The organism is Comamonas sediminis (assembly GCF_041107495.1).
GTDB classification, from domain to species: Bacteria; Pseudomonadota; Gammaproteobacteria; order Burkholderiales; family Burkholderiaceae_C; genus Comamonas; species Comamonas sediminis.
The window spans coordinates 529,429-547,375 of sequence record NZ_JBGBDC010000002.1 but is presented as its reverse complement, the minus strand read 5'-3'; the positions used below and the strand labels follow the sequence as shown (position 1 = coordinate 547,375).

21 protein-coding genes are annotated in these 17,947 nt (G+C 62.8%); 13 read left to right on the top strand and 8 right to left on the bottom strand.

Going from position 1 to position 17,947, the window contains the following annotated elements:
- Positions 1-151 precede the first annotated feature (151 nt).
- The 4 genes from AB7A72_RS06710 (at position 152) to mnmH (ending at position 3,471) form a co-directional block, all read left to right on the top strand.
- On the top strand, positions 152-898 hold the full coding sequence (locus tag AB7A72_RS06710) for an aldolase (protein ID WP_256460968.1): 747 nt from the start codon (positions 152-154) through the stop codon (positions 896-898).
- 193 nt (positions 899-1,091) lie between these two features.
- The gene (locus AB7A72_RS06705) at positions 1,092-1,706 is read left to right on the top strand and encodes a helix-turn-helix domain-containing protein (protein WP_369459384.1); all 615 of its coding nucleotides are present in this window, start codon (positions 1,092-1,094) and stop codon (positions 1,704-1,706) included.
- On the top strand, positions 1,699-2,229 hold the full coding sequence (locus AB7A72_RS06700) for a GNAT family N-acetyltransferase (protein WP_369459383.1): 531 nt from the start codon (positions 1,699-1,701) through the stop codon (positions 2,227-2,229). The genes AB7A72_RS06705 and AB7A72_RS06700 overlap by 8 nt, the downstream gene beginning before the upstream one ends.
- Positions 2,230-2,412: 183 nt before the next feature.
- Positions 2,413-3,471 (top strand): tRNA 2-selenouridine(34) synthase MnmH, encoded by a 1,059-nt coding sequence (gene mnmH / locus AB7A72_RS06695; RefSeq protein WP_369459382.1) that lies wholly within the window; start codon positions 2,413-2,415, stop codon positions 3,469-3,471.
- Between the two features lie 7 nt (positions 3,472-3,478).
- On the opposite strand, the gene AB7A72_RS06690 is transcribed toward mnmH, so the two are convergent.
- The 4 genes from AB7A72_RS06690 to AB7A72_RS06675 are packed head-to-tail and all read right to left on the bottom strand — an operon-like array spanning position 3,479 to position 5,469.
- Positions 3,479-4,147 (bottom strand): DUF1294 domain-containing protein, encoded by a 669-nt coding sequence (locus tag AB7A72_RS06690; protein ID WP_369459381.1) that lies wholly within the window; start codon positions 4,145-4,147, stop codon positions 3,479-3,481.
- Positions 4,137-4,643 (bottom strand): DUF523 domain-containing protein, encoded by a 507-nt coding sequence (locus AB7A72_RS06685; protein WP_369459380.1) that lies wholly within the window; start codon positions 4,641-4,643, stop codon positions 4,137-4,139. Before AB7A72_RS06685 ends, AB7A72_RS06690 begins: the two co-directional genes overlap by 11 nt.
- Positions 4,637-5,080, bottom strand: a complete 444-nt coding sequence (locus tag AB7A72_RS06680) for a hypothetical protein (protein WP_369459379.1) — start codon at positions 5,078-5,080, stop codon at positions 4,637-4,639. The genes AB7A72_RS06685 and AB7A72_RS06680 overlap by 7 nt, the downstream gene beginning before the upstream one ends.
- A complete protein-coding gene (locus AB7A72_RS06675; protein ID WP_369459378.1) occupies positions 5,077-5,469 on the bottom strand; it encodes a GFA family protein in 393 nt (130 codons plus the stop codon). The genes AB7A72_RS06680 and AB7A72_RS06675 overlap by 4 nt, the downstream gene beginning before the upstream one ends.
- A gap of 436 nt (positions 5,470-5,905) precedes the next feature.
- Between AB7A72_RS06675 and AB7A72_RS06670 the strand changes: the two genes are divergently transcribed.
- Positions 5,906-6,544, top strand: a complete 639-nt coding sequence (locus AB7A72_RS06670; RefSeq protein ID WP_239811823.1) for a C40 family peptidase — start codon at positions 5,906-5,908, stop codon at positions 6,542-6,544.
- 224 nt (positions 6,545-6,768) lie between these two features.
- Here the strand turns inward: AB7A72_RS06670 and AB7A72_RS06665 are convergent, their stop codons facing one another.
- From AB7A72_RS06665 to AB7A72_RS06650, 4 genes are all read right to left on the bottom strand, one after another.
- Positions 6,769-7,371 carry an isochorismatase family protein gene (locus AB7A72_RS06665; RefSeq protein WP_239811824.1) on the bottom strand — a complete coding sequence of 201 codons (603 nt, stop codon included), beginning with the start codon at positions 7,369-7,371 and terminating at the stop codon, positions 6,769-6,771.
- A gap of 110 nt (positions 7,372-7,481) precedes the next feature.
- On the bottom strand, positions 7,482-8,033 hold the full coding sequence (locus AB7A72_RS06660; protein ID WP_312408983.1) for a hypothetical protein: 552 nt from the start codon (positions 8,031-8,033) through the stop codon (positions 7,482-7,484).
- Positions 8,034-8,113: 80 nt separating this feature from the next.
- The gene (locus tag AB7A72_RS06655; protein ID WP_239811826.1) at positions 8,114-8,359 is read right to left on the bottom strand and encodes a GlsB/YeaQ/YmgE family stress response membrane protein; all 246 of its coding nucleotides are present in this window, start codon (positions 8,357-8,359) and stop codon (positions 8,114-8,116) included.
- Positions 8,360-8,607: 248 nt separating this feature from the next.
- A complete protein-coding gene (locus AB7A72_RS06650) occupies positions 8,608-9,807 on the bottom strand; it encodes an amino acid aminotransferase (protein WP_312408984.1) in 1,200 nt (399 codons plus the stop codon).
- Positions 9,808-9,951: 144 nt separating this feature from the next.
- Here AB7A72_RS06650 and uvrB point away from each other — a divergent pair, with 144 nt between their 5' ends.
- The 8 genes from uvrB to fdx all read left to right on the top strand — a co-directional run bounded on the left by uvrB (position 9,952) and on the right by fdx (position 17,926).
- Positions 9,952-12,045 (top strand): excinuclease ABC subunit UvrB, encoded by a 2,094-nt coding sequence (gene uvrB / locus AB7A72_RS06645; RefSeq protein WP_239811828.1) that lies wholly within the window; start codon positions 9,952-9,954, stop codon positions 12,043-12,045.
- A 219-nt stretch (positions 12,046-12,264) separates the two neighbouring features.
- Positions 12,265-12,801 carry a Fe-S cluster assembly transcriptional regulator IscR gene (iscR, locus tag AB7A72_RS06640; RefSeq protein ID WP_021025851.1) on the top strand — a complete coding sequence of 179 codons (537 nt, stop codon included), beginning with the start codon at positions 12,265-12,267 and terminating at the stop codon, positions 12,799-12,801.
- A gap of 148 nt (positions 12,802-12,949) precedes the next feature.
- The gene (locus AB7A72_RS06635; RefSeq protein WP_312461704.1) at positions 12,950-14,170 is read left to right on the top strand and encodes an IscS subfamily cysteine desulfurase; all 1,221 of its coding nucleotides are present in this window, start codon (positions 12,950-12,952) and stop codon (positions 14,168-14,170) included.
- 36 nt (positions 14,171-14,206) lie between these two features.
- A complete protein-coding gene (iscU, locus tag AB7A72_RS06630) occupies positions 14,207-14,605 on the top strand; it encodes a Fe-S cluster assembly scaffold IscU (protein ID WP_021025849.1) in 399 nt (132 codons plus the stop codon).
- A 6-nt stretch (positions 14,606-14,611) separates the two neighbouring features.
- A complete protein-coding gene (iscA, locus tag AB7A72_RS06625; RefSeq protein ID WP_021025848.1) occupies positions 14,612-14,935 on the top strand; it encodes an iron-sulfur cluster assembly protein IscA in 324 nt (107 codons plus the stop codon).
- A gap of 115 nt (positions 14,936-15,050) precedes the next feature.
- Positions 15,051-15,569: a Fe-S protein assembly co-chaperone HscB gene (gene hscB / locus AB7A72_RS06620; protein ID WP_312461734.1), complete on the top strand. Its 519-nt coding sequence runs from the start codon at positions 15,051-15,053 to the stop codon at positions 15,567-15,569.
- Positions 15,570-15,692: 123 nt separating this feature from the next.
- Positions 15,693-17,558 (top strand): Fe-S protein assembly chaperone HscA, encoded by a 1,866-nt coding sequence (hscA, locus tag AB7A72_RS06615; protein ID WP_312461705.1) that lies wholly within the window; start codon positions 15,693-15,695, stop codon positions 17,556-17,558.
- A gap of 29 nt (positions 17,559-17,587) precedes the next feature.
- Complete coding sequence (gene fdx / locus AB7A72_RS06610; protein ID WP_239811831.1) at positions 17,588-17,926, top strand: ISC system 2Fe-2S type ferredoxin; 339 nt, start codon at positions 17,588-17,590, stop codon at positions 17,924-17,926.
- Positions 17,927-17,947 lie beyond the last annotated feature (21 nt).

The window sequence follows — 17,947 nt, the reverse complement described above, 5'->3', positions numbered from 1 at the left end:
CCAGCCGCTACCGGTTGGCGCTGTAGCCATGAGCCCGCGCATCGATCGATGGCGGGCTTTTTGCATGGCGGGTGGCAGCTGTCGCTTTCCCCATTGCCGGAGAGGGGAGCAGAGGACATACTCAGTGGATATCTTTATCGACCCACCCACTATGAACGCTCCGTTTGCCCCTGCCGACCTTTCCCATCCGCTGTTTACCCGGCCCGATGTACTGCGCATGCGTGAAGACATGGCGCTGGCGCTGCGTGCGGCGGCGCACTTTGGTCTGGGGGAGGGCGTGTGCAACCATTTCAGCATGGCGCTGCCCGATGGCCAGCATTTCTTGCTGAACCCGCGCGGCCTGATGTGGGGCGAGATCCAGGCGGACGATGTGGTGATGGTGGACGCACAGGGTGCCGTGGTGGCGGGCGGCCATGTCGTCGAGCCCACGGCGATGTTCATCCATGCGGCCGTGCACCGCATTGCCCGCAAAACCTGTGTGCTGCACACCCATATGCCGTATGCCACCGCGTTGACCTTGACGACGCAGCGCGCACTGGACACCACGTTGAGCCAGAACGCGATGCGTTTTCATGGCCGGCTGGCCATTGATGCGCAGTACAACGGCTTTGCGCTCGATGACCGCGAGGGCGAGCGTATCGCCCACGCGATGCAGGGCGCGGACATCAGTTTTTTAGGCAACCACGGCATCATCGTGTGCGGAGAACGCATGGACTATGCGTTTGACGACCTGTATTACCTGGAGCGCGCCTGCCAGGCCCAGGTGCTGGCGCAATCCACCGGTGTGCCGCTGGCGCCTTGCGAGCCAGCCTTGGCGGCTACCGTGGCGGAGCAGGCCAATGGCGAGCGGCTGCAATCGACGTTGTTCTTTGAGGCGCTGCGCCGCCAACTGCGCTAAGCGCCCTCTGCAGCACTTTCCCGCACGGGCCGGAGCGCGGACTCGGGCGGAGCCGCGTCCCTCCGGTGGGACGCTTTGCAGGCGATTCGCAAGCTTGTTCTTCGCCGTGGCTGCCAGCGCCATTGAGACCGCAGCTGCAGGCGCCAACATCACAATTCCAATATACAGGAATAAATTCTGTTAAATTGGAGGCATGACCATTGATGAGTTGCTCTCCACCCGCGTGCGCGCGCTGCGCAAGCAGCGTGGCTACACGTTGGAGGTGCTGGCGCAGCGCAGCGGTGTCAGCCGGTCGATGATTTCGCTGATCGAGCGTGGCCAGACCAGCGCCACCGCGGCCGTGTTGGGCAAGCTGGCGCAGGCCTTGCAGGTGCCGCTGGCAGCGCTGTTTGCCGATGAGCGCCAGACCCGCGCTCCGCAGCCGTTGGCCCGTGCCGACGCCCAGCCATGCTGGCGCGACCCTGCGACCGGCTATGAGCGCCGGCAACTGAGCCCGGTGGGCTTTCCAGCGCCGTTCGAGATGCTGGAGGTGGTGTTTCCGCCCGGCCAGCGTGTGGCGTTTGACAACGGCCTGCGCAGCCAGGCCTTGCACCAGCAACTGTGGCTGCTGCAAGGCGAGTTGCAGCTGACGCTGGGCACCTTGAGCTGGCACTTGCGGGCGGGCGACTGCCTGGCGATGGTGCTCGACCAAACCCTGGTATTTAGCAATCCCGGCCGCGAGCCCGCCCGCTATCTGCTGGTGCTGGCCGCGCCAGGCAGCAGCCTCCCGCCGTTGCCTGTGGTTTTTCCTGGAGAGATGGATGACTGAGAGACATGCGGTGCGCTGCACCCACGACCGGCATGCGCCGGCCATTTTGGCGATTCTGAACGACGCCATCGTCAACAGCACGGCGCTGTATGACTACCAGCCCCGCAATGCCGACAATATGCGCAGCTGGTTCGATGCCAAGCGCCAGGGCGGCTACCCGGTGATCGGCATCGAGGATGCGGCAGGCGAGTTGCTGGGCTTTGCCAGCTATGGGGCCTTTCGCGCCTACCCTGCCTACAAGTACACGATGGAGCACTCGGTCTATGTGCGTGCTGACCAGCGCGGCCAGGGACTGGGCCTGCAGCTGATGGAGGCCATCATCGAGGAGGCGCGTTTGAACGATGTGCATGCGCTGGTCGGCGCCATTGACGCGGCCAATGCCGGCTCGATCGCCTTGCATCAGCGGCTGGGTTTCCAATCGGTGGGGCTGCTGCCGCAGGTGGGTTTCAAGTTTGGCCGCTGGCTGGACCTGGCCTTTTACCAATTGCTGTTGCAAACCCCGGCCCACCCGGTGGACGGTTGAGTCCGGCTGCCCTGCAGTGCACGCATGGGATAATCCGCTTTTTCGCGCAGCGCGGGCCCAGGTGGCCTGCGATGGCTGTATCGAGGCTCGATCACTCTGCGCAGTTGCTGTGCCGGCGTTCATCGCTGGCGCCGGCGCTTGCCCCTGATCTTGAGACTGGCCTGTGTAGCCAGCTTGTGCCTTATGTCCCATCGACAGCCTGTTCGCATCAGCGATATCGACAAATTCGACACCATCATCGACGCCCGCTCACCCGCCGAGTTCGCGCTGGACCACATTCCCGGGGCCATCAACTGCCCGGTGCTGAGCAACGAGGAACGGGCCCAGATCGGCACCATCTACAAGCAGGTCAGCCCCTTCGAGGCCAAGCGCCTGGGCGCTGCCTATGTGAGCGCCAACCTGGCGCGCCATCTGCACGACACCTTCCATGACCGGCCCGCCCACTGGAAGCCGCTGGTCTACTGCTGGCGCGGCGGTCTGCGCAGCGGCTCGATGGTGACCTGGCTGCGCCTGGTCGGCTGGGATGCACAGCAACTGGCAGGCGGCTACAAGGGTTTTCGCGGCCATGTGATCGAGCGGCTGGAGTCGCTGGTGCCGCGCCTGCGCTTGCAGGTGCTGTGCGGTGCCACCGGCAGTGCCAAAACCCGGGTGCTGCATGCGCTGGCAGCGCAGGGCGCGCAGGTGATTGACCTGGAGGGCTACGCCAGCCACAAAGGCTCGCTGCTGGGCAACCTGCCTGGTGTGGAGCAGCCCAGCCAGAAGCACTTCGAGACCTTGCTCGCGACGCAGATCGGCCAGTTCGATCTGGAGCGCCCGGTGTTTATCGAAGGTGAAAGCGCCAAGATCGGGCGCATCTCGGTGCCGATGGCGCTGGTCGAGCATATGCGCCAGGCACCGGTTATCGAGGTCAAGGCCTCGGCGCAGGCGCGCCTGGCCTATTTGCTGCGCGACTACGCCTACCTGGGCGCCGACGCGGGACTGCTGGCCACCAAACTGGGCTACCTGAAGGAACTGCAAGGCAAGGAGGTCGTCGGCCGCTGGCAGGGTTGGGCAGCGCAGGGCGAGCTCGCGCCACTGTTTGCCGAACTGATGGCCTTGCACTACGACCCGCACTACGAGCGCAGCCAGGCGCGCAATTTTGCCCGCTGGGCCGAGCGCCGGACCCTGGAGGCAGATGACTTGGCGGACGCGTGCATCGCTGCGCTGGCGGCGCAGGTGATGCAGCAGGCGGGGCGCTCCTGAAGGGCCGTTAGAAGACAGGCAGCCCCAGCTGCTGCCCCAGTGGAGAGAACAGCAGGCACAGGCCCACCAGGTTGAGCACCACGGTCAGCCAGAACACCTGCAGAAATTCCTGCTTGCTGGATTTGTGGCGCAGCCAGCGCTGGGCGAGCAAGGCGCCCGGCCAGCCGCCGAGCAAACCCAGCAGCCACAAGTGCTTCTCGGGGGTGCGCCAATGCCCTTGCTGCGCGGCAGCCTTGTCCCAGGCATACCAGGCAAAGGTGACAAGCGAGGCCAGCAGATACCAGCCTGCAGCCCGCCAGGTGGGGCCAAAGCTCAGGCCCAGCACCAGCAGCAACGCCGCCAGCGCGGGGATGAACAACAGGGCGGCGCCACCGGATGCGCCCGATCGGGCAGCACGGGTGGCCTGGCGCCGGGCGCGCGTGGTTGCGGCCCGTGGGCGTGCAGGATGCGTTGATGGCGGTACCGCTGCGCCCAGCACGCGGGCGCGGCTGGCCCGGGGTCTGTCGCCTGCGGGCTTGTCCAGCACATAGCTCAGGCGCTGGCCGGCTTGGGGCCGGGCGGCGGTGTTCTGAAAGGCGGAGATGTGCACAAAAACTTGCGGGCCACCGCCATCGGGGGCGATGAAGCCAAAGCCGCGCTCATCGTTCCAGGATTGCAGGGTGCCTTCAAGAAGCATAGGCCTCCAGCTGCGCCGCGGCGGCTTCCCATTGGGTCTCGCTGAATACCGCTACCCCGGCCTGGCGCAGCAGGCTGCAGGCCAGGCCTTCGCCCGGCACGGTGTGGCCGGCAAACTGCCCGTCATAGATCTGGCTGGATCCGCAGGTCGGGCTGAACTCCTTGAGCACCGCCACCCGGATGCCATGGCGCTGCACCAGCTGCAGTGCCAACTGGGCGCCCAGCACAAAGGCGGCAGTCACGTCGTTGCCAGCGCTGTCGCGCACCTGGGCGGCATGGCGCAGCACCGCCATGCTGGTGCCGCCGACGATTTCAGCAGGCAGCCGGGGAGTGGGCAGACCTGCGGCCGTCTCGGGGCAGAGGCTCACCACCTGCTGCCCTGCCAGCCAGCGGTCAAGCACCGCGTGCTGGGCCCCTTTGTGGCTGCCGTCATAGCGCACGGGCTGGCCAAGCAGGCAGCCGCTGACCAGGACCTTGGGAGGCGCAGACTTCAGCATGCCAGCACCTCCACCTGCCGGGCCTGTTCGCTGGCCTCGCAGCGCAGGCTGCTGCCGCTCAGTTGCATTTGCAGCCCGTTGGCAAATTGCAGATGCAGGCTGAGCGCCTCAGCCTGGTAATCGCTGGGCACTGGCAGCACGCTGAGCCTTTGCAGGCCCCGTTGCAGCCATCCGCTGGTCAGCAAGCCAAAGGCTTGCGCCTGGTCAGCGATTGCGGGCGGGCAGGGGTTGAGCAGCAGGCGCAGGCCATTGCTGTAGCCTTGCTGGGTGTCGCTTCCCTGGCGCTCAGTGACCAGTGCGGCTGAAAACTCGATGCTGCAGCCTTCTGCGGTGCGGTGGATGCGGCTGATTTCGGAGTCAGCAAATTCAAACTGGTTAGCCATCCCGTGATTGTCGCAGACCGAGGTGAGGGCCTGCACCACATCTGCGCTGGTCATGCGGCCCCGGATGGCGCTACGCAGTCACCGAGCCAGGGCATCGCTGAGGCGGTCCAGATCTGCCGATGTGGCGGCAGCTGCGCGCGTTCTTCCACGCAGCCCAGGCGGATCACGACAAACTCCGGGTTCAGTGCGGCGCAGCCGTACAGCGGCGTTCCGCAGACGGGACAGAAGACCTGGTCGCGGCGCTGGCCGCTTGGCGCGGTCTTGGTATAGGTCTGCACGGTGCCCTGCAGCGAGAAGTCGGCGATCGCGGCTTTGACAATGGCCCGCATCGGCGCGCCCGACAGCACCTGGCAGTCGCTGCAATGGCATACGCTGACCTGCGCGGGCTCGATCAGCGCGGTAAAGCGAACCGCTTCGCAGTGGCATGCGCCGTGGATGAGCATGGCAGGGGCCTCCAGGTGGTTGTTGTTCGCGGGGCAAGCAATACGGTCTGCCTTTTTATCGTATTGAGGAGGCGCTGCCAAGGAACGCGACGGGGAGGAATACCGATGGCACACGGCAGGCAAATGGCATGACCCTTGCTTAACTGTCAACAACACCATGTTCGTCCTGGTCTGACACCCCCGTAGGAATATCTTTACAGTCTTGGTTGCAGTAACTATGGTTGCATATAGAAACAACCAAGAGTTGGGTGTGAAAGTGCGAAGCCTGGAGGGAATTAAATAAAAACAACAAGTTGCGGAATAGATGCAGTTGATTGGATAGCTAGTGGGGCAAAATTCAAAGGGTAAACCCCGGTATTTTGTGACATGAGGGGTTTGGGTTTTGTTACATATTTATGAATTGTCTTCAAAATAAACCGTGCTAAAGTCGCCCGCTATGTCACCGAAATGGATTTGCACCCTCATCGTCGCCGCGTCTGTCAGCGCACATGCCGCCCCCGAGAGCGAACACAAGCCATCCGATTTGGATCTGCTGCTGGGCATTGGCCAAAGCAGTCTTTCCAAGCTCGATTCGGTGCATCACCAGGTCAAGGACCAGGCCAATGTGCTGATCAGCAATGCCCTCGGGCTTATCGGCGTGCCTTACCGCCGTGGTGGTAACAGCGCTGAGACGGGGTTTGATTGCAGTGGCCTTGTTCGTGCTGTCTATGCCGAGAGCTGGGGCAAGATTTTGCCGCGCCGCGCCGAAGAGCAGGCCGCCGCGACCGACAAGATTGAAAAAGCCGAACTCAAGCCCGGGGATCTGGTGTTCTTCAACACCATGCGCCGGGCTTTCAGCCATGTGGGGATCTACATGGGGGACGGCAAGTTCATCCATTCTCCCCGCACCGGCAAGACTGTTCGGGTCGAGAGCATGGATATCGCCTACTGGGAAAAGCGCTTCGATGGCGCGCGCCGCGTGGAGTTGAGTGAAGAGGCGCGCACCAAGCTGATGCAGCAGGTCAACCTCGATGGTGCGGAGGCGCAGGATCTGATTGGCCGGGTGATGTCCAAAGCCAATATGCGTGTGAACTGAGCGCCTTGCGCTCTGCAGCGCGCGAAAGCGAACCAAGCTTCCTTCGGGAAGCTTTTTTGTTGTCTGCGCGGCATTGGTTCGCTGGGCTCAACCGTAAGGAGAGGGGGGGCGTCACGCACCCCTTCATATATAAGTAGCGGGGCGCGCCAGAAGCAGAGGCGTAAAAAAGGCTGCCTGTGGAGCAGCCTGGGCGGGTGACATGCTGGAGAGGCTCCAGCCAGGTCTTACTTGATCATCTGCAGGATATCGCGGAAGTCTTCGTGCTCGCAGCTGCGCAGCCATTCGAAGATGACCATCTCGGTGGTGACCAGCTCGGCGCCGGCACCGGCCAGGCGGTCGAAGGCGGCATCGCGGTTGCGCTCGGTGCGGCTGCTGCAGGCATCGGTGACCACGCAGACATCGAACTCGTCTTCGAGCAGCTCTAGCGCGGTCTGCAGCAGGCAGACATGGGCTTCGCAGCCGGCAATGATGATGCTGTTGCGTTCAGGTGCGGCTTGTTGCGGCTTTTGCAGGTGCTTGGGGAGGCTGCGGGCATTGCCGCCCTGGGGCTTGGCCGGAGGGCGCAACCATTCGTTCAGGCCCTCTGGCACAGCACTGAAGAACATCTTGGCCAAAGTCTTGTTGCACAGCCCGCGCAGCTCTGCGGCATTGGGGCCGAGCTTGCTGGGATTTTGCTCAGTACCGAACACGGGTACCTGCAGTTGTTGGGCTACCTTTGCCAGCAGGGTGGCATTTTTCAGCACCTGCGCGCCATCAAAAATGGCGGGCATCAGTTTTTCCTGGTAGTCGACCAGCACCAGCTGGGATTCTTCAAAATCTAAAAGCATGCGGCATTTTACCTGTGACGGCGCCCGGCCGCTGCTGCGGCATCGCGCAGGGACTGACGAAGGGTGCAAAAGCCATCCAACAGCGGCAGGCCTGGCAGGCCGGGCGGGATTCAGCGCTGGTCCTGGTCCAGAGCAGGCGCATAGACGACCGGCAGCACAATGCCCGCTTCGTGTGCTACCCGCACGCAGTCGCGCAAATGCTGCTCGCCCAGGTAGCGCAAGGTGGCGTACCCCAGGGCGGCCGACACGGCCTGGCCGGCGATCGGCACATATTTGCTGGCCTGCTGCACGGTCAGGCGCATGCCCAGCGCCTTGGCGCCGCGCATGATCACATCCTTGGTGATCAGCTTGCCCACCAGCACACCGCCCAGCATATTGACGGTGTTCTGTACTTTCGCGCGCTTGGCGGGCGTCAGGCGCGCAATCTGCTCATCACTCAAGCCAAAGTAGTTGCTGATTTGCGGGATCAGGCGCGACAGCAACGCGGCGTCCACGGCCATATCGAGCCCGGGCACCGGCGTCGCGCTGGCCAGCGCGGCCATCAGGGCTTTGCGGTGCAGCAGCTTTTGGGACTGCTCAACCGCCTCCAGCAGCGCAGGGTTGCCGGTTTGCGCGGCCAGTTGCAGTGCGGACAGGGGGCGGGGCTTGCGTCCAAGTTTCATGGGTGTCGGGGTGAAGTAAACAGCTGAAAAAAAATGCCTGCGTCCGCGGGCACTCCCGCCTGGCGCAGGCTGCTTTGCGCTTAGCGCTTGCGGATCAGGCCGTAGAGTACCAGCAAGATGATGGCGCCGACCACCGAGGCGATCCAGCCGGCGGCCTGGCCTTCCTGGTACCACCCCATGGCGACACCCGCGTAGGTCGCCAGCAGCGAGCCGGCAATGCCCAGCAAGATGGTCATGATCCAGCCCATCTTGTCGTCTCCGGGCTTGATGGCGCGTGCAATGAGGCCCACGATCAGGCCGATGAAAATGGTTCCAATGATGGACATGCGTAGTTCTCCGTTGAGCTGTGAACGCCAGCGCCTGCGCAAGGTGGGCCTGGCCAATACGCCCTGAAGCGTACCAAGGCACTGTAAGGCTGTTTGTAGGAGAAGGGTCTGAATCCAGCGGCTTTACGTGATAAACAACGGTGAACTGGCACTGTCACGCGCATGAAAAAAGCAGCCGGCGCTGCTGGGGCGCGGGCTGCTTTCGCAGGTCTGGGCCTTGGCAGCCGCAGACCAAGGGGGGCAGGGAATCAGGCGACGACCTTGGCAATCGATGCGCAGACGTGCTCGATATTCTTGCTGTTCAGCGCAGCCACGCACATGCGGCCCGTGTCCGTACCGTACACGCCAAACTCGGAGCGCAGACGCACCATCTGGTCCTTGCTCAGGCCGGAGTACGAGAACATGCCGATCTGCGTGGTGATGAAGCTCATGTCCTGCTTCACACCGGCGGCTTTGAGGCCGTCGACCAGCTTCTGGCGCATTTCCTTGATGCGCACGCGCATTTCACCCAGTTCCTTTTCCCACAGTGCGCGCAGCTCGGGGTTGTTCAGCACTGCAGCAACGACGGCACCGCCGTGGGTGGGCGGGTTGGAGTAGTTGGTGCGGATGACGACCTTGAGCTGGCTCAGCACGCGGCTGGCTTCTTCCTTGTCGGTGGCAACCACGGACAGTGCGCCCACGCGTTCGCCGTACAGCGAGAAGCTCTTGGAGAACGAGGTCGACACGAAAATGTTCAGGCCGGCAGCGATGAACTTGCCGATCACGGCGCCGTCTTCGGCAATGCCGTGGCCAAAGCCCTGGTAGGCCATGTCCAGGAAGGCGACGAGGTTCTTGGCCTTGACCACCTCGATGACCTTGTCCCACTGGGCAGCGGTGATGTCATAGCCGGTCGGGTTGTGGCAGCAGGCGTGCAGCACCACCACGGTGCCGGCGGCGGCGGCGTTCAGGTCGGCGATCATGCCGTCGAAATCGATGGCGCGGTTGGCCGCGTCGTAATAGCGGTAGCTGGCAACTTCAAAACCGGCGTTCTGGAAGATCGCACGGTGGTTCTCCCAGCTCGGGTCGGAGATCAGCACCTTGGCCTGGGGGTTGAGGCGCTTGAGAAAGTCCGCACCGATCTTCAGGCCGCCGGTGCCGCCGACGGCTTGCACGGTCGCCACGCGGCCGGAGGTGACGACTTGCGAGTCAGCGCCGAACACCAGCGCCTTGACTGCGTTGTCGTAGGCAGCGATACCGTCGATAGGCAGGTAGCCACGGGGGGTGGGCTTGTCCATCATGGCTTTCTCTGCGGCCTGCACGCATTGCAGCAGCGGCAGCTTGCCGTTGTCGTCGAAATACACACCCACGCCCAGGTTCACCTTGTTGGGGTTGGTATCGGCGGTGTACTGCTCGTTGAGACCCAGGATCGGGTCGCGTGGGGCCATTTCGACGGAAGAGAAAAGAGACATGTGTAGTCCTTGGTAGGTAGAAATCTGGCTTTGCACCCCCAAATGCCAAACAAGAGGCCATCGCCTCTACCGCAATTTTGCAGTACGCTTTGGGGTTAACCCCGTATTCTAGCGACGCCCGCTCGCGCGTGGCATACCCGACCTATGCACGAAGTCACTCCAGAGGCACCCCGCGAGGGGGAATTCATCCAATATCCCGGCTCTCCATTCACGCTGTTCCAGCCATATCCGCCCGCTGGTGACCAGCCGGCGGCCATCGACGGGCTTGTGGAAGGCATTGATGACGGTGAGGCCTTTCAGACCTTGCTGGGCGTCACCGGCTCGGGCAAGACCTTCACGATGGCCAATGTGATTGCGCGCACAGGGCGCCCGGCCATCGTGTTTGCGCCCAACAAAACGCTGGCCGCACAGCTGTACAGCGAGTTCCGCGAGTTCTTTCCGAAGAACGCGGTGGAGTACTTCGTCAGCTACTACGACTACTACCAGCCCGAGGCTTATGTGCCCCAGCGCGACCTGTTCATCGAAAAGGACAGTGCCATCAATGAGCACATCGAGCAGATGCGCCTGTCGGCCACCAAGAGTGTGCTCGAGCGCCGCGACACCATCGTCGTGGCGACCGTGTCGGCGATCTACGGTATCGGCTCGCCCGAGTCCTATACCAAGATGCGCTTCATCTTGCGGGTGGGCGACGAGTTGAGCCAGCGCGACGCGATCGCGCAACTGGTGCGCATGCAGTACAAGCGCAACGATGCAGATTTCTCGCGCGGCACCTTCCGCGTGCGCGGCGACACCATCGATGTGTTTCCGTCCGAGCACAGTGAAATGGCAGTGCGCATCGAGCTGTTCGATGACGAGGTCGAGAGTCTGCAGCTGTTCGATCCGTTGACCGGGCGTGTGCGCCAGAAGGTGCCGCGTTTCACCATCTACCCGAGCAGCCACTATGTGACGCCGCGCGACCAGGTGCTGGTTGCGGTGGAAACCATCAAGGAAGAGCTCGCCCAGCGCCTCAAGCAATTGGTGGGGGAGGGCAAGCTGGTCGAAGCGCAGCGCCTGGAGCAGCGCACCCGGTTCGATCTGGAGATGCTGACCGAAGTGGGGCACTGCAAGGGCATTGAGAACTACAGCCGCCACCTCTCGGGCGCCGCGCCCGGCGACCCGCCGCCGACGATGACGGACTACATGCCCAAGGATGCGCTGATGTTTCTCGATGAGAGCCACCAGATGATTGGCCAGCTCAATGCCATGTACAACGGCGACAAGGCACGCAAGACCACGTTGGTGGAGTATGGCTTTCGCCTGCCCAGCGCGCTGGACAACCGGCCGCTGAAATTTGGCGAATTCGAGCAGCGCATGCGCCAGGTGGTGTTCGTTTCGGCCACGCCAGCCGACTACGAGAAGACGCATGCCGGCAAGATCGTCGAGCAGGTGGTGCGTCCCACCGGCCTGGTCGATCCTGAAGTGGAGGTGCGCCCCGCCACCCACCAGGTGGACGACGTGCTGCAGGAGATCCACGCGCGGGTCAAGGTGCAGGAGCGGGTGCTGATCACCACCTTGACCAAGCGCATGGCCGAGCAGCTGACCGAGTACCTGACCGACAACGGCGTGAAAGTGCGCTACCTGCACTCCGATGTCGACACCGTCGAGCGGGTCGAGATCATTCGCGATCTGCGTCTGGGCACGTTCGATGTGCTGGTCGGCATCAATTTGCTGCGCGAGGGCCTGGACATTCCCGAGGTATCGCTGGTCGCGATTCTGGATGCGGACAAGGAAGGTTTTCTGCGTGCGGAGCGCAGCCTGATCCAGACCATTGGCCGTGCAGCGCGGAACATGAACGGCAAGGCGATCCTCTATGCGGACCGCATCACGGACTCGATGCGCAAGGCCATGGACGAAACCAGCCGCCGCCGGGAAAAGCAGATGGCCTTCAATGCGGAGCATGGCATCGTGCCGCGCAGCATCGTCAAGCAAGTGCGTGATTTGATCGATGGCGTCTACAGCACCAAGGCCAGCGATGACATGGACCGTGCCCAGCAGGTGGCGATCAGCCGCGCCCAGGTCGAGGACATGTCCGAAAAGGAGATTGCCAAGGAAATCAAGCGCCTGGAAAAGCAGATGCTGGAGGCGGCGCGCAATCTCGAGTTCGAGGCAGCAGCCCAGGCCCGCGACCAATTAACCATTTTGAAACAAAGGGCTTTTGGTGGCGCGTCTCCAGGGGCAGGGAATACCCGCAGCCTCTAGCGTTGTCAGTTTTTGTAAGTAATCTTTGCTTACCCGAGCGAATTCAGGGGGCATTGTGCTATACTGACACAAATTACTCAACAACAAGAAAAAAGCCTATCGATGAATGGGACCTACCCTGCACGCAGGGTGGAGCGACAGGCTACGACGATGTCATTGCGGGTGGCTTGCTTGCATTGGGCGTCTATGGTTATCAAGCCTGACCTCTAAGGAACGATTATGCGTCTCACTACCAAAGGCCGATTTGCAGTCACTGCAATGATTGATCTGGCTTTGCGCCAGAACAATGGCCCGGTAACTTTGGCTGCCATCAGCCAGCGTCAGCAGATCTCGCTGTCGTATCTGGAGCAGCTGTTTGGCAAGCTGCGCCGCCATGAGCTGGTGGAATCCACCCGTGGCCCCGGTGGCGGCTACACCCTGGCTCGCAAGGCCGCCGAGATCACAGTTGCCGACATCATTGTGTCGGTAGATGAACCTATTGACGCCACGCAGTGTGGTGGCAAGGAAAACTGTATGGGTGAAGCCGGCCGTTGCATGACGCACGAGCTGTGGGCATCGCTGAACCAGCGCATGGTTGAATTTCTGGATTCCGTCACCTTGCAAAAGCTGGTGGACGACCAGTTGGCCAAGGGCATCCAGATCGAAGACAAGCCGATCGTGCGCCGCGCCATCTCTACCACGCCGGTGGTCAAGCCCATTCGCGTGACGGCACCGAACTCGGTGTTTGCGCTGGGCAATGTGTTTGCCAAATCCTGATTCTTGATGCGGCGCATGTCGCCGCATCCCCGGTGCCTTTCACGGTGCCGGGAGGTCTTGTTGCGCCTTCCAGAGGGTGTGCAAGTCATTCGATGATTGCGTTTTGAGTTTTTGCGGGTGCCACCAGCACGCGCCAGTAGAGCCAGATATGGACACGACCCCACATTTCCCTATTTACCTTGATTACGGTGCCACCACGCCGGTGGACCCACGCGTGGTTGAAGCGATGATTCCCTGGTTGTCCGAGAACTACGGCAACCCTGCATCGCGCAGCCATGCCTGGGGCTGGACGGCGGAAGAGGCGGTTGAAAAGGCCCGCGCGCAAGTCGCCGCACTGATCAACGCCGATCCGCGCGAGATCGTCTGGACCAGCGGTGCCACCGAGTCGGACAATCTGGCGCTCAAAGGCGCTGCCCAGTTCTACAAGGGCAAGGGCAAGCACCTGATCACCGTCAAGACCGAGCACAAGGCGGTGCTCGACACGATGCGTGCACTGGAGCGCGAAGGCTTTGAGGTCACTTATCTGGACGTCAAGGAAGATGGTCTGCTGGACCTGGACGTGTTCAAGGCGGCCATTCGTCCCGACACGATTCTGGTCAGCGTCATGTTCGTGAACAACGAAACCGGGGTGATCCAGGACATCGACACCATCGGGAACATCTGCCGCGAAAAGGGCATCATTTTCCACGTGGATGCGGCGCAAGCCACCGGCAAGGTCGAGATCGATGTCACCGCGCTGAAGGTGGACCTGATGAGTCTGGCCTCGCACAAGACCTATGGTCCCAAGGGCATTGGTGCGCTGTACGTGCGCCGCAAGCCACGCGTGCGCATTGAAGCACAGATGCACGGCGGTGGCCATGAGCGCGGCATGCGTTCGGGCACCCTCGCTACGCACCAGATCGTTGGTATGGGCGAGGCTTTCCGCATCGCCAAGGAAGACATGGCCAAGGACTACGCCCATGCCAAGGCGCTGCAGCAGCGCATGCTCGACGGCCTGCTGGACATCGAGCAGGTGTTCGTCAACGGCGACCTGACCCACCGCGTGCCCCACAACCTGAACATCAGCTTCAACTTCGTCGAAGGCGAATCGCTGATCATGGGTATCAAGGGCCTGGCCGTGTCCTCGGGTTCTGCTTGCACCTCCGCCAGCCTGGAGCCCAGCTACGTGCTGCGCGCCCTGGGCCGCAGCGATGAGCTGGCGCACAGCAGCCTGCGCATGACGTTTGGCCGCTTCACGACGAATGAAGACATCGACTACGCCGTGGCATCGATCCGTGAGAACGTGGCCAAGCTGCGCGAGTTGAGCCCCCTGTGGGAAATGTACAAAGACGGTGTTGATCTGAGCACCATCCAGTGGGCTGCCCACTAAAGCCGGCGCAGCCGATAACTGTTAAGAGGTACCAAGATGGCATATTCCGACAAAGTGATTGATCATTACGAGAACCCCCGTAACGTGGGCTCTTTTGACAAGGGTGATGAATCCGTGGGCACCGGCATGGTCGGCGCTCCGGCCTGCGGCGACGTGATGAAGCTGCAGATCAAGGTCAATGCCGACACCGGCGTGATCGAGGATGCTCGCTTCAAAACCTACGGTTGCGGCTCGGCGATTGCATCGTCGTCGCTGGTGACCGAATGGGTCAAGGGCAAGACGCTCGATGAAGCCGCTGCGCTGAAGAACGCCCAGATCGCCGAAGAGCTGGCGCTGCCACCGGTGAAGATCCACTGCTCGATCCTGGCGGAAGACGCGATCAAGGCTGCAGTCAACGACTACAAGGCCAAGCACACCGCCAAGGCGGAGGCTTAAGGCGCCATGGCTGTCACGCTTTCTGAATCGGCTGCGCGCCATATCAACCGCTACCTGTCACGCCGTGGCCACGGCGTGGGTGTGCGTCTGGGCGTGAAGACCACCGGCTGCTCGGGCCTGGCCTACAAGCTCGAGTATGTGGACGAGGCAGCGCCCGAAGATGTGGTGTTCGAGGACCACGGCGTCAAGGTGCTGGTCGATCCCAAGAGCATGGCCTATATCGACGGCACTGAGCTGGACTTTGTGCGTGAGGGCCTCAACGAGGGCTTCAAGTTCCACAATCCCAATGAGCGCGATCGCTGCGGTTGTGGCGAGAGCTTCAGAATCTGAGGCCTCAGGTTCAGGCGCCCGGTTGGCCATCCCTGGCCGGTCTGGCCTTGTTTGTCGGCATCGCTGATGCCAAAACTGCAAACCGCCTGCGCTTTTGCCAGGCGGTTTTTTCATGATGAATCTGCAATCCAACGATTTCGAACTGTTCGCCGTGCCGATGCAGTTTGCGCAAGACGCCCAGCAATTGGCCGAGCGCTGGAAGGCCTTGCAAAAGCAGGCCCATCCGGACCGCTTTGCGTCGCAAGGTGCTGCTGCCCAGCGCGTAGCGATGCAGTGGTCGGTGCGCATCAATGAGGCCTACCAGCGCCTTAAGGACCCGCTCAAGCGCGCCGCCTATCTGTGCGAGCTGCACGACGCACCCATCCGTGCCGAAGACAACACCGCCATGCCCACCGCTTTTCTGATGGAGCAGATGGAGTGGCGCGAGGCGCTGGAAGAGGCGCAGTCCCAAGCCGATGTGGACGCGCTGGACGACCAGGTGGCCAGTGCCCGCCGCGCGATGCTGGAGCGCTGCCAGCGACTGCTGGATGTGGAGCGTGACTACGCACAGGCGGCCCAGCAGGTGAGAGCCCTCATGTTTGTTGCGCGATTTAGCGGCGACATCGACCGCCGCCGCGAGCAACTGGGACAATAGGCTTTTGACCAAGGCAGGGTGGCCCACCAGGCCGCACAGCATGCCTTGGCGCCCCCCGTTGAGACCGCTGCGCCCGCATCCCCTGCGGGCCGCAGGCAAGAGAACACAAGATAGATCGCATCCATGGCATTGCTCCAAATTTCTGAACCTGGCCAATCTCCCGATCCCCACCAGCGCCGCATCGCCGTGGGCATTGATCTGGGCACCACGCATTCCCTGGTCGCTGCCGTGCGCAACGGCGTGGCCGAATGCCTGCCGGATGATGAAGGCCGGGTGCTGCTGCCATCGGTGGTGCACTACCACGCCAATGGCAAGCGCGACATCGGTCATGCGGCGCTCGCCCATCCCGGTGTGGATGCCGCCAACACCATTGCCTCGGCCAAGCGCCTGATGGGCCGCAACCTCGCCGATATCCATGCGCCCGAGCAACTGGCCTATGCGCTGGTGCAACCCGAGGGCAGCGGCATGGTGGCCATCGAGACGGTGGCCGGCCGCAAGACCCCGGTGGAGATCAGCGCCGAGATCCTGGCCACCTTGCGCTACCGCGCAGAAGACACTTTCGACAATGACCTGTATGGCGCGGTGATCACCGTGCCGGCCTATTTTGACGATGCACAGCGCCAGGCCACCAAGGATGCGGCCCAGCTTGCCGGTATCAAGCTGCTGCGCCTGATCAACGAACCCACGGCTGCGGCCATTGCCTATGGCCTGGACAATGCCTCTGAAGGCATCTACGCCGTCTATGACCTGGGCGGCGGCACGTTCGACATCTCTGTGCTGCGCCTGACGCGCGGCGTGTTCGAGGTCATTGCCACCGGCGGTGACTCGGCGCTCGGCGGGGACGACTATGACGCGGCGCTGGGCCAATGGGTGCTGGAGAAAACCGGCGGCGCGGTGCAGACCGCGCAGGACAAGGCGGTACTGCGCCTGGCCGCCAAGGCCGCCAAAGAGGCACTGACCGAGGCCGAGCAGGTCATCTTCTCGGCGCAACTGTCGGGCCAGACCATCTCGCTGCCCCTGAGCCGTGCCGATTTTGATGCGGCCACCCAGGCCTTGACCGCCCGGACCCTGACGGCCGTGCGCCGTGCGCTGGCCGATGCCCAGCTCGCCAAGGACGAGGTACAAGGCGTTGTGATGGTGGGCGGCTCTACGCGCATGCCCCAGGTGCAGACGGCGGTCGGCAACTTCTTTGGCAAGCCGCCGCTGACCAACCTGAACCCTGACGAGGTGGTGGCCCTGGGTGCCGCCATCCAGGCCAACCAACTGGCCGGCAATGACACCAATGGCGATTTGCTGCTGCTTGATGTGATCCCGCTGTCGCTGGGCATCGAGACCATGGGAGGGCTGGTCGAGCGCATTGTCAGCCGCAACGAAACCATTCCGACCGCACGCGGCCAGGACTTCACGACCTACAAGGACGGCCAGACGGCCCTGGCCATCCATGTGGTGCAGGGCGAACGCGATCTGGTGGCCGACTGCCGCAGCCTGGCGCGCTTTGAGCTGCGCGGCATCCCGCCGATGGCCGCGGGCGCGGCACGTATCCGCGTGTCCTTCACCATCGACGCCGATGGGCTGCTGAGCGTGGGCGCGCAAGAACTGGTGAGTGGTGTAGAGGCGCATATCGATGTCAAGCCCTCGTATGGCCTCTCGGACGAGCAGATCGCGAACATGCTGCGCGACAGCTTCAGCACCGCCCAGGCCGATATGCAGGCACGCGCGCTGGTCGAGGCGCGGGTCGATGGCGACCGCCTGCTGATCGCCACCCAAAGCGCGCTGGACGCCGATGGCGACCTGCTGGCCGACGCCGAGCGCAGCCAGGTCGATGCGCTGATGGACCAGCTGCGCCATGCGCTGGCCAACAGCGAAAGCGCCGCCGAGATCGAGGCCAGCACCGACGCGCTGGCCAAAGGCACGGAGGCCTTTGCCGCCGAGCGCATGAACCGTGGCATCCGCCAGGCCCTGGCCGGCAAGAACGTGCAATCCATTTAACCGACTACAGCAAGAAGAACCACACTCCCATGCCTATCATCAAAATCCTGCCCCATGCCGAATACTGTCCCCAAGGCGCCGAGATCAAGGCGCCTACCGGTACATCGATCTGCGAGGCGCTGCTGGACAATGGCATCAACATCGAGCACGCCTGCGACATGAGCCGTGCCTGCACGACTTGCCATGTGATCGTGCGCCAGGGTTTCGATTCCATGGAGCCCTCCGAGGAGGAAGAAGACGATTTGCTCGACCGTGCCTGGGGCCTGGAGCCGCAGTCCCGCCTGTCCTGCCAGGCCATTCTGGCGCGCGAGGATGTGACCGTGGAGATTCCCAAGTACTCGATCAACCACGCCAAGGAAAACCACTGAGCATCTGCCGGGCCGGGCGTA

Bases quoted from the DNA above. Each gene is read 5' to 3' on its own strand.
- AB7A72_RS06710 (WP_256460968.1), top strand. From the start codon at position 152: ATGAACGCTCCGTTTGCCCCTGCCGACCTTTCCCATCCGCTGTTTACC.
- AB7A72_RS06705 (WP_369459384.1), top strand. From the start codon at position 1,092: ATGACCATTGATGAGTTGCTCTCCACCCGCGTGCGCGCGCTGCGCAAG.
- AB7A72_RS06700 (WP_369459383.1), top strand. From the start codon at position 1,699: ATGACTGAGAGACATGCGGTGCGCTGCACCCACGACCGGCATGCGCCG.
- mnmH (WP_369459382.1), top strand. From the start codon at position 2,413: ATGTCCCATCGACAGCCTGTTCGCATCAGCGATATCGACAAATTCGAC.
- AB7A72_RS06690 (WP_369459381.1), bottom strand. From the start codon at position 4,147: ATGCTTCTTGAAGGCACCCTGCAATCCTGGAACGATGAGCGCGGCTTT.
- AB7A72_RS06685 (WP_369459380.1), bottom strand. From the start codon at position 4,643: ATGCTGAAGTCTGCGCCTCCCAAGGTCCTGGTCAGCGGCTGCCTGCTT.
- AB7A72_RS06680 (WP_369459379.1), bottom strand. From the start codon at position 5,080: ATGACCAGCGCAGATGTGGTGCAGGCCCTCACCTCGGTCTGCGACAAT.
- AB7A72_RS06675 (WP_369459378.1), bottom strand. From the start codon at position 5,469: ATGCTCATCCACGGCGCATGCCACTGCGAAGCGGTTCGCTTTACCGCG.
- AB7A72_RS06670 (WP_239811823.1), top strand. From the start codon at position 5,906: ATGTCACCGAAATGGATTTGCACCCTCATCGTCGCCGCGTCTGTCAGC.
- AB7A72_RS06665 (WP_239811824.1), bottom strand. From the start codon at position 7,371: ATGCTTTTAGATTTTGAAGAATCCCAGCTGGTGCTGGTCGACTACCAG.
- AB7A72_RS06660 (WP_312408983.1), bottom strand. From the start codon at position 8,033: ATGAAACTTGGACGCAAGCCCCGCCCCCTGTCCGCACTGCAACTGGCC.
- AB7A72_RS06655 (WP_239811826.1), bottom strand. From the start codon at position 8,359: ATGTCCATCATTGGAACCATTTTCATCGGCCTGATCGTGGGCCTCATT.
- AB7A72_RS06650 (WP_312408984.1), bottom strand. From the start codon at position 9,807: ATGTCTCTTTTCTCTTCCGTCGAAATGGCCCCACGCGACCCGATCCTG.
- uvrB (WP_239811828.1), top strand. From the start codon at position 9,952: ATGCACGAAGTCACTCCAGAGGCACCCCGCGAGGGGGAATTCATCCAA.
- iscR (WP_021025851.1), top strand. From the start codon at position 12,265: ATGCGTCTCACTACCAAAGGCCGATTTGCAGTCACTGCAATGATTGAT.
- AB7A72_RS06635 (WP_312461704.1), top strand. From the start codon at position 12,950: ATGGACACGACCCCACATTTCCCTATTTACCTTGATTACGGTGCCACC.
- iscU (WP_021025849.1), top strand. From the start codon at position 14,207: ATGGCATATTCCGACAAAGTGATTGATCATTACGAGAACCCCCGTAAC.
- iscA (WP_021025848.1), top strand. From the start codon at position 14,612: ATGGCTGTCACGCTTTCTGAATCGGCTGCGCGCCATATCAACCGCTAC.
- hscB (WP_312461734.1), top strand. From the start codon at position 15,051: ATGAATCTGCAATCCAACGATTTCGAACTGTTCGCCGTGCCGATGCAG.
- hscA (WP_312461705.1), top strand. From the start codon at position 15,693: ATGGCATTGCTCCAAATTTCTGAACCTGGCCAATCTCCCGATCCCCAC.
- fdx (WP_239811831.1), top strand. From the start codon at position 17,588: ATGCCTATCATCAAAATCCTGCCCCATGCCGAATACTGTCCCCAAGGC.